Annotated in this window: 10 protein-coding genes; all 10 read left to right on the top strand. The window is 41.8% G+C overall.

All coding sequences use genetic code 11. The features are described from left to right. A partial coding sequence (locus tag HT730_RS10255; protein WP_173307530.1) for a DUF1542 domain-containing protein occupies window positions 1–2,465 on the top strand: 2,465 nt, incomplete at its 5' end. A gap of 240 nt (window positions 2,466–2,705) precedes the next feature. Then, a complete protein-coding gene (locus HT730_RS10250; protein WP_031233612.1) occupies window positions 2,706–3,164 on the top strand; it encodes a DUF4231 domain-containing protein in 459 nt (152 codons plus the stop codon). Window positions 3,165–3,176: 12 nt separating this feature from the next. Next, window positions 3,177–3,785, top strand: coding sequence for a hypothetical protein (locus HT730_RS10245; RefSeq protein WP_173307529.1), 609 nt, complete (start codon window positions 3,177–3,179; stop codon window positions 3,783–3,785). Next, window positions 3,778–4,188 (top strand): hypothetical protein, encoded by a 411-nt coding sequence (locus HT730_RS10240; RefSeq protein ID WP_138705901.1) that lies wholly within the window; start codon window positions 3,778–3,780, stop codon window positions 4,186–4,188. Before HT730_RS10245 ends, HT730_RS10240 begins: the two co-directional genes overlap by 8 nt. Before the next feature lie 10 nt (window positions 4,189–4,198). Beyond that, window positions 4,199–5,614 (top strand): cholesterol-dependent cytolysin pneumolysin, encoded by a 1,416-nt coding sequence (gene ply / locus HT730_RS10235; RefSeq protein WP_173307528.1) that lies wholly within the window; start codon window positions 4,199–4,201, stop codon window positions 5,612–5,614. A gap of 659 nt (window positions 5,615–6,273) precedes the next feature. Continuing rightward, on the top strand, window positions 6,274–6,990 hold the full coding sequence (locus tag HT730_RS10230) for a YebC/PmpR family DNA-binding transcriptional regulator (RefSeq protein ID WP_050261824.1): 717 nt from the start codon (window positions 6,274–6,276) through the stop codon (window positions 6,988–6,990). 177 nt (window positions 6,991–7,167) lie between these two features. Next, a complete protein-coding gene (locus tag HT730_RS10225) occupies window positions 7,168–7,638 on the top strand; it encodes a MarR family winged helix-turn-helix transcriptional regulator (RefSeq protein WP_173307527.1) in 471 nt (156 codons plus the stop codon). Further along, a complete protein-coding gene (locus tag HT730_RS10220; protein WP_173307526.1) occupies window positions 7,613–9,382 on the top strand; it encodes an ABC transporter ATP-binding protein in 1,770 nt (589 codons plus the stop codon). The genes HT730_RS10225 and HT730_RS10220 overlap by 26 nt, the downstream gene beginning before the upstream one ends. Next, complete coding sequence (locus HT730_RS10215; RefSeq protein WP_173307525.1) at window positions 9,372–11,132, top strand: ABC transporter ATP-binding protein; 1,761 nt, start codon at window positions 9,372–9,374, stop codon at window positions 11,130–11,132. Before HT730_RS10220 ends, HT730_RS10215 begins: the two co-directional genes overlap by 11 nt. Before the next feature lie 96 nt (window positions 11,133–11,228). Continuing rightward, a complete protein-coding gene (locus HT730_RS10210) occupies window positions 11,229–11,732 on the top strand; it encodes a phosphatase PAP2 family protein (protein WP_173307524.1) in 504 nt (167 codons plus the stop codon). Window positions 11,733–11,758 lie beyond the last annotated feature (26 nt).

Raw genomic sequence — 11,758 nt, 5'->3', positions numbered from 1 at the left:
TTGGAGCTGCTAGTGTTGCGGTTGCGGCTCTGATGTTCTTTGCAAATGGGGTGCAAGCGCAGGCACCTGCAGTATCTTCGGCAACAGCCAGTGATGTAGTTGCTGGATCTGCTGGAAATTCAGATGGGGAACCACAGGAGTCAGATGGGGAAGAGTCAGAGAAGGTCTCTGAGACTGAACCGTCGGCTGAGCTCCAGTCTACAGGGGAGTCAAACTCTCCAGAGACTAAAACCGAGGACGCTAGTAAGGGGCAGGAAACAGCTGACCTTGCTCCTATCAAACCAGAGGCAAAACCAGCTGCTCAAGAAACTTCTCAATCAGAGAGAGAAAAAGAGCAAGACCAGCCCACATCTGCCACTAAAACGACAGATGCTAAATCACTCCAAGGCAATCTGCAAGCTTTGTTGGAAAAACTAACTCTTAGCTCCATGAAAGCGCTCCACGATGAAGTGGAAGCAGGTCTAGCAGCAGCTAAGGCAGTTTTGGACGACCCAAATGCGACGCAAGCGCAAGTTGACGAGCAAGTAAGAGCTATGGAAGAACTGACGAGCCGTGTCAATCAAGCCTTGGAGCCATCGCTACCAAAATTGACAGACTTGGGTGAAGCAGGTTCGATAAATAATAAGCTTGTCGAACCAAACGGAACTGCAACTGAGCAAGCAAGTAGTGGGAAGCGTCGTAAAAGAGGGGGAGTGATCGAGCCTGGATCAGTTGCAAACCAAGTTAGTCCAACTGATGAAGGAAAGGAGACGGCTCCTGAAGCTAGCTCTCAATCTACGCCACGAGAACTCCCAACCTACACCAATACGACAGAAGGTGAAAACGGCGTTTATGGACTAAAAGAGGAATTGGAGAATATCACAAAGGAACTCCGACGGTACGGAGCGTCAGAAGATAAAATCCAAGCAGCAAAAGCAGCAGCTGATAAGTTTAATGAAGCCTTTTCTAAAGGTGATACCATCAGCCAAGAAGATTTTGCCGCTGCCCTAGTCGACCTGAAAAAATCCCGAGACCTGATCGAAGGAGTGCTGGAAGAAAAATATGGAGAAGAGACTACAGTTGGAGGAGTAACCCCTCAACCACGTGATGGTGGCTACTCTGACTTTCGTAGTTCGAGAGTTACAAGAGCTGCAAGAGCTGGCGAAAACTACTCTCAGGACTTTAATGAAGCAAGAGAAAGTTACTTTGAGAGGACGGACATAAAGGGTCATTCTCCTTACGATAAGTACACCTATGTATTCTTCTCAGACAGACGTCCGAGAAATGAAGCTACGGCATATATTAAAGACGGGTATAAGTATCTAAACGTCACAGTAAAACCTACTACTAAAGGTTTTTCATGGACAATTGAAATCAATAAAGATAATCACAGGACACTTCCAGGTCATACAGAAGTGTGGTTCACTGTCCCATCAGGGCAAACTGTTAAAACCAATACTGTAGGAATCAGTTATTATGACCGTGGCGGGGGAGGACATGCTCCGGCTCAAGATGGTCGAGATTTGGTAGAAAAATTAAAGAATGCAAATATAGGGCTAGGAGATGTAACGAAAGGAACTATTTCAAATAGTGGTTTACCTAGGAGATTTGGACCTACAGTTTTTCCGCGTAATAATTTAGAAGATTTAGCTAGAGGGCGTCGCTATGATGCTAATCCTTATGAAAGACGATTTGAAAGTCAGGAAAGTCAAGCTATATCCAATGAAAAGCTAGAAAATATTAAAAGAGACGCCAATGCAGCATTATACTATTTCCAACTCCCAAACTCAGATAAATCTTATAAATTAACCTTTGAAACTGAGGGAAATAATGATCTTGGTAAACTAGACTATGCGGCAGGTCTACGAGGACAAGACGGTCGGGAAGTTTTCCTCGTGAACCAATGGCACTCTAGAACTACTTCGGAATTCAAAGAGGACGCTCTTAAACAAATAGAACAAGCACGTAGAGACAAAAATAATAGCATTACTGGCAATAGGAACTTGTCCGAAGTGGAACAAAATGGTGCCACTGCTACAGTTAATATCTATGCAAGGCGAGCTACAGATAAAATCAATAAAGCTCAGAATATCGGTGAAGTTGACAACGCCCTAGACCAAGGATTGAGAGATATTAGGCAGGTTAACCCAGTAGGGAAAGAATTGCCGAAGCGTGAATTGGCAGCCAAGGCTCAAGAGAAGAAAAATCAAATTACAACGACGCCACATCTCACAAATGAAGAAAAGACAGCAGCCATCAAGAAAGTTGAAGCAGCTGTTAAGACGGCAGAAGGTGAAATTGATAAGGCTACTGATCAGTCAGGCGTTGACGCAGCGAAGAATACAGGTATTAGCAATGTGAATGCCGTAACCGCAACTCCAACTGCGAACACAACAGCCAAACAAGAATTGGCAGCCAAGGCTCNNGCAGAAGGTGAAATTGATATAGTGATTGATAGAATGTTGGAAAAACTCAATTTGAGGTGAACATTCAGAAAATCTTTCTCTGATAAAACGCATAATATCAAGCTTTTTAAGGCAAGGTATTATGCGTTTTTATCATTTTGAAACTTTTTGTTCCATCCTTTTTGTGATATTTTTCCCTTATTTCATAAACATTTCATATTTGGATTTTATAATAAGATATAGCTTTCCAGTTTTTACTATACTTTGATATTCAAATATGTTATACTATGATTATCAAAGTAAATGAAAGGGGTTACGAACATGACGCCAGAAGAAATGTATCTGACAGAGCGATTGGACGTACAGATAGCTCATTTTTTAAAGAAAAGCGTTCAACATCGTAGACGCTATAAGGTATTAAAAATAACAGAAATTGTGGCAGGTTTTCTCATAGCTGTTTTTTGTGCTATTCCTATGCCAGGTGATCGCTACCGTTTGATTTCGGTTGCCTTGTCCAGTCTAGGCTTGCTGTGTGAGGGGATTCTCAATTTGTATAATGCCAAAGAACACTGGATTTCTTACCAAAAGACTGCGCAACTCCTGGAAAGGGAAAAATTCCTCTATCAATGTCAAACAGAGAAATATGCAGGAAAGACCAAGGCTTTTGCCCTATTTGTCAAGACATGCGAAGGTCTTATCTCAGAGGAAATCAACCAGTGGGAAAGTATCCAGTCAAAAGAAGTGGCAGCTAGTGCAGATGCTCCAGAGAAAAAAGAATAGGAGGTGGAGGAAATGTCTCAATCCAGCTACCTATTGCCCTTGCTCTGGTTAAAAAAAGAAGCCGATAAGGAAAAGATGAGCGCGACTCAGTGCCAGATATTTTTCTTTTACTATCAACTGTTTGAACTCTTATTTGCTAGAGAAAGCGACTTGAGAGACTTATGTCTGGGAAGGCAAGGTTTTTATTTCTTGCAGTTAGAGAAAGATTTGCTTTCTGGAGTTTCCCAATTTCTAAAAAACTTGGAGGGGAAAGGGACTCTCAAAGCTAACCAAGAAGTATCAGCTCGCAAAGCCCTTTTTCTAGCCTTGACAACTAGCCAGCCAGATTGGCAGGAGTTAGCTCCTGTTTTTGATTTTTATCAGACTATCGGGAGACTTGAACATCCTTCTCTCTTGAGTTCTCAGGACAGACAATATCTGATGTGGATTTACCAGTCAGCTTTGGAGAAGGATTATAGTGTCAAGGTAATTGGCGACAAGCATTTTGTATTGAAGAGACAAGATGCTACTAAATTGACAGGGCGCCAAACTCAAACTTTGGAAATTCTGAGCCAATCAGAAGACTTGGTCAATCCTGTCTATGTTACATTAGGAGAAAAGGGGGTGCTCTTGCTTGATTAAGAGAGGAGATGTTGTAGCTCTTTATTTGCCTTTTCCGACTATTAGTAGCGATTTGGCTGTGAAGAATCATATGTATATCTGTATTGACAACAGCACGACTAAAAACAAAGAGTTGGTTAAAAATCAGACCTTCAAACCAGCTCTCTTGACCAGACGTTTGGTCAAGAACTTTATGATAGAAGAGCCGGATTTAGCTCGTAATCCTTTTACAAGACCAACCTTGATTGACTTAGATAAGGTATTTATGTTGGATAATACGGTCATTCCGACTTCTTATCTAGCCAGACGGCGACGCAATGTCTCAGAAGAATTGTACGAGGAAATTTTGGATCACTTAGTCCAACCACGGCTGATTTCGCTGAACAAGTCTGAGTTTATGCAACTCAATCCAGGAACTTATTAGGAGGTAGAAGATGACAAATAAAGCAGTAAATGACTTTATACTAGCTATGGATTACGATAAAAAGAAACTCTTGACCCATCAGGGAGAAAGTATTGAAAATCGTTTCATCAAAGAGGGGAATCAGCTACCCGATGAGTTTGTTGTTATCGAAAGAAAGAAGCGGAGCCTGTCGACAAACACAAGTGATATTTCCGTGACGGCTACCAACGATAGTCGCCTCTATCCTGGAGCACTTCTCGTAGTGGATGAGACTTTGTTAGAGAATAATCCCACTCTTCTTGCGGTCGATCGTGCTCCGATGACTTATAGTATTGATTTGCCTGGTTTGGCAAGTAGTGATAGCTTTCTCCAAGTAGAGGACCCCAGCAATTCAAGTGTTCGCGGAGCGGTAAACGATTTGTTGGCCAAGTGGCATCGAGACTATGGTCAGGTCAATAATGTCCCAGCTAGAATGCAGTATGAAAAAATCACGGCTCACAGCATGGAACAACTCAAGGTTAAGTTTGGTTCTGATTTTGAAAAGACAGGGAATTCTCTTGATATTGATTTTAATTCTGTCCATTCGGGCGAAAAGCAGATTCAGATTGTTAATTTTAAGCAGATTTATTATACAGTCAGCGTAGATGCTGTTAAAAATCCAGGAGATGTATTTCAAGATACTGTAACGGTAGAGGATTTAAGGCAGAGAGGAATTTCTGCAGAGCGTCCTTTGGTCTATATTTCGAGTGTTGCTTATGGGCGCCAAGTCTATCTCAAGTTGGAGACCACGAGTAAGAGTGATGAAGTAGAGGCTGCTTTTGAAGCTTTGATAAAAGGAGTCAAGGTAGCTCCTCAGACAGAGTGGAAGCAGATTTTGGACAATACAGAAGTGAAGGCGGTTATTTTAGGGGGCGACCCGAGTTCGGGTGCCCGAGTTGTAACAGGCAAGGTGGATATGGTAGAGGACTTGATTCAAGAAGGCAGTCGCTTTACAGCCGATCATCCCGGTTTGCCGATTTCCTATACAACTTCTTTTTTACGGGACAATGTAGTTGCGACCTTTCAAAACAGTACGGACTATGTTGAGACTAAGGTGACAGCTTACAGAAACGGAGATTTACTCTTGGATCATAGTGGTGCCTATGTTGCCCAATATTACATTACTTGGGATGAATTATCCTATGATTATCAAGGTAAAGAAGTTTTGACTCCTAAGGCTTGGGACAGAAATGGGCAGGATTTGACGGCTCATTTTACCACTAGTATTCCTTTAAAAGGGAATGTTCGCAATCTCTCTATCAAAATTAGAGAGTGTACCGGACTTGCCTGGGAATGGTGGCGTACGGTTTATGAAAAAACCGATTTGCCACTAGTGCGTAAGCGGACGATTTCTATTTGGGGAACGACTCTTTATCCTCAGGTAGAGGATAAGGTAGAAAATGATTAGGAGAGAAGAATGTTTGCGACAAAAAGAGGCGATGATCTCTCTGCGAATATCTGAAAGTTTATCTCTTGCCTAGCGATTTTCCTTTGGACTAGGCTCGTGATGCTAAAATGAGTCTATCAAATAGGATGTGTAAAAAAGTAAAAAGGGTAGTGAAACTCCTTGCTATACAGGGGATTAGCTACCTTTTGCTTGTTTTAGAAGTGCCGTTGTACTAGTCTAACTTCAGTATCATGTAAAATCAAAAAGAACATAAATTTCTGTTTCAAGAACACATAAATTATGGTTTTGTTTAGAAGCTCTTCTATTGACTTCTTAGAATGCAATAGCGCCTATAAGAACTGTTGAATTTCAAAGTATTTACTTGAACTATGATACGTCTGGAGTAGACTGTCAACAAAAGGTGCAGTATGATTGTTTTTGTCGCTTATATCTATAAACTCAAAACAGTAGCTTGAGCGGACTTTGTCAAACTTTCTATTTTCAGATAATGGTCTAGTTTGTTTTTTGAATGTTGATAAGGATGGAAAGGCAAGACCATCTTGGCAACAAAAGTGTCATCCTAGCTTGATTTACTGAATAAAATCTATTTCCTCTAGTGAAAATCGAAAAAACTTGTGTTATAATAAGAAAGATTAAAATGTGAAAAAAGGAGATTCCTAATGGGACGTAAATGGGCCAATATCGTAGCCAAGAAAACGGCTAAAGATGGAGCTAACTCTAAAGTATATGCAAAATTTGGTGTAGAAATCTATGTAGCAGCAAAAAAAGGTGATCCGGATCCAGAATCAAACTCAGCTTTGAAATTCGTTATCGACCGTGCTAAACAAGCCCAAGTGCCAAAACACGTTATCGATAAGGCTTTGGACAAGGCTAAAGGAAACACAGACGAAACCTTTACAGAAGGACGTTACGAAGGTTTTGGACCAAATGGTTCTATGTTGATTGTTGATACCTTGACTTCAAATGTCAACCGTACAGCGGCTAATGTCCGTGCAGCCTTTGGTAAAAACGGAGGAAACATGGGTGCTTCAGGTTCGGTTTCATACCTCTTTGACAACAAGGGTGTTATCGTATTTGCAGGTGAAGATGCGGACGCAGTCTTTGAGCAATTGCTAGAAGCAGACGTTGATGTGGACGATGTAGAAGCAGAAGAAGGTGCAATCACAGTTTACACAGCGCCAACTGACCTTCACAAGGCTATCGTTGCCCTCCGTGAGTCAGGTATTGAAGAATTCCAAGTGACTGAATTGGAAATGATTCCTCAGTCAGAAGTGGAATTGTCAGGCGATGACCTTGAAACCTTTGAAAAACTTTACAGCGTTCTTGAAGACGACGAAGACGTACAAAAAATCTACACAAACGTAGACGGGTTCTAATTTAACCTAGAGAACATGATCCTAAGTGAGAAAATCACTTGGGATTTTTTGAATAAAGAAAATAGTTCTCTAGGAAACTTTTTTCTTGACATCTCTTTTCAAAATGGTAAAATAGTTCTCATGAAAACTTAATTAGTTCCTAGGAGAACTAAATGTGATAGTTAGAAAGGAATTAGTATGGATAAACCGATGTTGGTCTTTAAGCGTTTTGGTCATCAGATTCATCTCATGGTGCAAAAGGAAGCCAAACGTTGTGGTATTGAATTTATGGGTGGGCCTCAAGGTCAGGTTGTGCGTTTTTTGGATAATTGTGAGAAAAACCAAGACTTGGTCTTGATTAAAGATATCGAGCAGGAACTCAATATTACCAAGTCTGTTGCTAGTAATCTGGTTAAGCGTATGGTGCAAAATGGTTTGGTGGAATTGGAGGTGAGTCCTAGCGATAAGCGGGCAAAATTTGTTCGTTTGACGGACAAAGCACGTTCTCAAATGAAGCAGGTTAAGGCCTTTTTTGAACGAATTGATAAGCAGTTGATGGAAGACATTGATGAAGATGAATTACTGATTTTTGAGAAAGTTCTCGGTCAACTACAGGCGAATATCAAGGGAATAGGAGGAGAGAATGAAGAAATTAGCCAAACGAATTAGTAGAAAAGAATGGGGGATGATTTTACTAGCCATTCTCTTTACCTGCTTTTCGGTCTATCTGGAGTTGGAAGTGCCGACCTATATCTCGAAAATTACGGATTTACTGGGAACTCAAGGAACAAACTTAGATGAGTTATGGCAGCCAGCAGGTATGATGGTGGGAATGTCCTTTCTTGCCTTCTTGTCCGCAGTTGCAGTTGGATTTTTTGCGTCCAGAGTGGCGGCTTCTTATACTAGTAGGCTAAGAAGTGATATTTTTAACCGAGTTTTGGATTACTCGCAGACAGAGATTAAGAAATTCTCTATCCCTAGTCTCTTAACTCGTACCACCAATGATATTACTCAGGTTCAGATGTTGATTACCATGGGCTTGCAAGTGGTTACGCGTGGTCCGATTATGGCTATCTGGGCCATCGGGAAGATTTTAGGCCATTCAGAATACTGGCTCTGGGCCGTACTTGTGGCAGTGATTGTCAACATCCTGATGACGACTGTTTTGATGACGCTAGCCTTTCCAAAACAGTCCTTGATTCAGGGGCTGACAGATAAGCTGAACAGTATCACTCGTGAGAGTTTAACAGGTATTCGTGTCGTTCGCGCCTACAATGCTGAAGAATACCAAAATGAAAAATTTGCAGCAGCAAATGATGAATTGACACGTTTGAATTTGTTTGTCAACCGTCTTATGGCTATTTTGAACCCTATCATGATGGGGATTTCAAGCGGTTTGAGTGTGGCGATTTACTGGATTGGGGCCTATGTGATTAACGACGCTGCTCCGATAGTGCGTCTGCCTCTCTTTAGTGACATGATTGTTTTCATGTCTTATGCCATGCAGGTTGTCATGGGTTTCCTTCTCATGGGAGCACTTTTCATCGTTCTTCCCCGAACTATGGTCTCTGCCAAGCGGATCAATCAAGTTCTAGATTTGCATTCGTCTATCCAAAACCCTGCTCAAGTGCAGCAGGCTGATGAAAACCTCAAAGGTCAGGTCGAATTTAAGGATGTGACCTTCCGCTATGCGGCAAATTCGGAGGCGGTTATTGAGAATGTTAGCTTTAAAGCAGAAGCTGGCCAAACAGTGGCCTTTATTGGGTCAACAGGTTCTGGTAAATCTACTCTAGTTAATCTGATTCCACGTTTCTACGACGTATCAGCAGGAGAGATTTTTGTAGACGGTGTCAATGTTCAAGACTATGCCTTAGAAGATTTGCGCAACAAGGTTGGCTATATTCCACAAAAAGCTGTTCTCTTTTCAGGTGATGTCAAGGCTAATCTAGACTTTGGACAGAGTCAAGAAACACCACTTAGTGAGCAGGCTATGTGGCAGGCCTTGGAATTGGCCCAGTCTAAGAACTTTATCGAAGACAAGGAAGCGGGTTTAGAGTCAGAAGTGACCCAAGGAGGAATCAACTTCTCAGGTGGTCAAAGACAGCGTCTGGCCATTGCGCGTGCCTTGGCTCGGAAGCCAGAAATCCTCATCTTTGATGACTCCTTCTCAGCCTTGGATTACAAGACAGACCGTGTCCTACGCCAAGAGTTAGCAGAGAAAACCAAGTCTATGACCAAGCTTATCGTCGCACAGCGTATTTCAACGATTATGGATGCTGATTTGATTTTGGTCTTGGATCAAGGAAAAGTCGTGGGACAAGGCACCCACAAGGAACTTCTAGCTAATAACGAAGTTTACCAAGAAATTGCCTATTCACAACTATCGAAGGAGGAATTGGAACATGGAAAATAAGAAAATGTCTCTCTGGAAACAGAGTAAACCCTATCTTGCAGGCCTCCAGTTTGCCCTTCTGATAGCCTTTCTAGCAACAATCGTATCCAATATCATTACTGTATATGGTCCAACTCGCATCAAGGAAATGACTAATATTATTGCCAGTGGTCTGGAAACAAGTGTGGATGTCGCGGCAGTTGCAGCTATTGGTGGTTTTTTGGCCGTGATTTATGTGATCGGACTTCTATCAAATTATTTACAGGCCTTTCTGTTTACAACAGCTATTCAACGTTTTTCAGAGCGTTTGAGAAGAGCTATTGCAGAGAAAATCAATAGCCTGCCATTGGGATATTTTGATGGGCATTCTCAAGGAGATACCTTGTCTCGTGTGACTAATGATGTTGATACTGCAGCCCAGTCCCTCAATCAAAGTCTAGGAACAGTTCTTTCATCTAGTTTATTAGTTTTAGCAGTCTTAGTAACCATGTTTGGGATGAACTGGATTTTAGCCTTGGTGACGGTTGTTTCAACCCTTATTGGTTTTGTTTTCGTGTCCGTCTTTATGGGCAAATCGCAGGGCTTCTTTAAGAGTCAGCAACAAGATTTGGCAGCTGTAAATGGCTATGTGGAGGAAATGTACTCTGGCCATAATGTGGTGACCAGTTACAATGCTATCGAGAGTACGAAAGAAGAGTTTGCGACATTAAACAATCGTCTGTATGATAGTATCTGGAAATCTCAGTTTATTTCAGGAATTATGATGCCGATTATGATGTTTATTGGGAACTTTAGCTATGCCTTGGTGATTATCGTTGGTGCAGTCTTGGCTCTGAATGGGCAGATTAGTATCGGGATTATCGTTGCCTTTATGGCCTACGTTCGTATCTTTTCTCAGCCTCTTTCACAAATTGCCCAAGGGATTACCAGTCTTCAGCAGGCTAGTGCGGCCATGGGACGTGTCTTCGAATTCCTGGCTGAAGAAGAGATGGAAGATGAATCCCATAAAGAAAGACAATTGAGCGATATGAAAGGTCAAGTAGTCTTTGATCGAGTATCCTTTGGTTATACACCAGAGCGAACCATTATCCATGACTTTTCTGCGACGGCTCATGCAGGTCAAAAGGTTGCCATTGTCGGACCGACAGGAGCTGGTAAGACAACCATTGTCAATCTTTTGATGAAGTTCTATGAGATTGATAAGGGAAGCATCCGTATCGATGGTGTAGATACCAAGGAGATGAAGCGTTCGGAAGTACATGATGCCTTTTCAATGGTCTTGCAGGACACCTGGCTCTTTGAAGGCACTATCCGAGACAATCTCATCTATAACCAAACAGGTATTAGTGATGAGCGCGTGATTGAAGCCAGCAAGGCTGTAGGGATTCACCACTTTATCATGACTCTACCAGATGGTTATGATACTGTCTTGGATGATACAGTGACCTTGTCTGTCGGACAAAAACAACTTTTGACTATCGCTCGTGCTTTGCTGAAAGATGCACCGCTCCTAATCTTAGATGAGGCTACCTCTTCTGTTGATACCCGTACAGAGGAATTGATTCAGAAAGCCATGGATCGTTTGATGGAGGGCAGAACTTCCTTTGTCATCGCCCACCGCTTGTCAACCATCCGTAATGCTGATCTGATTCTGGTTATGAAAGATGGCAATATCATCGAGCAAGGAAATCATGATGAGCTGATGGCACAAGCTGGTTTCTACGCTGACCTCTACAACAGTCAATTTACAGAAGACGAAGCAGAAGAGTAAATCGAAAGAAGGCTTGACGGCCTTCTTTTTCTGCACTATACTAGAAGACAAGTGCTTCCCTGCAAGCAAAATTTGAGTAAGTAATGAGAAATCGATATGAAAAATTATCAAGAATGGTATGGTCACGTTGCTGCTAATATTAAAAATAAGCCCTTTCTTCTGAGCTTGTTAAGAACTTTCAATCGGTTCATGACGGTAGTTATGCCTATGATTTATCTAATCTTGTTAGCAATTACCTATTTCCAAGAAGGACTTGGGAAAAAGATATGGATCTATTTGTTTATTCCAGCGTCAGGTTTTGTGATTTTGTCCTTTCTTCGTAAGAAAATCAATGCTCCTAGGCCTTATGAGGAATGGGCTATTAAACCCTTGCTTGACAGAGATAGTCCTGGTCAGTCTATGCCCAGTCGTCATGTCTTTTCAGCAACCATTATCTCCATGGCTTGCTTGCATGCTAGTTTATCTGTAGGGGTTACCTTGTTGGTCTTGTCAGCCCTCCTCGGTCTAGTGAGAGTCTTAGGGGGAGTGCATTATCCCAAGGATGTAGTGGTTGGCTATATTTGTGGTCTTGTGTGGGGTGTGCTTTTCTTTCTATTTTGACCTGTAAGTTAATACTCAATGAAAAT

It is taken from the genome of Streptococcus sp. k-628, from assembly GCF_013277475.1.
Taxonomy (GTDB): Bacteria; Bacillota; Bacilli; order Lactobacillales; family Streptococcaceae; genus Streptococcus.
The sequence above is the reverse complement of the archived record's forward strand: the minus strand, read 5'-3'. Positions and strand labels throughout refer to the sequence as shown.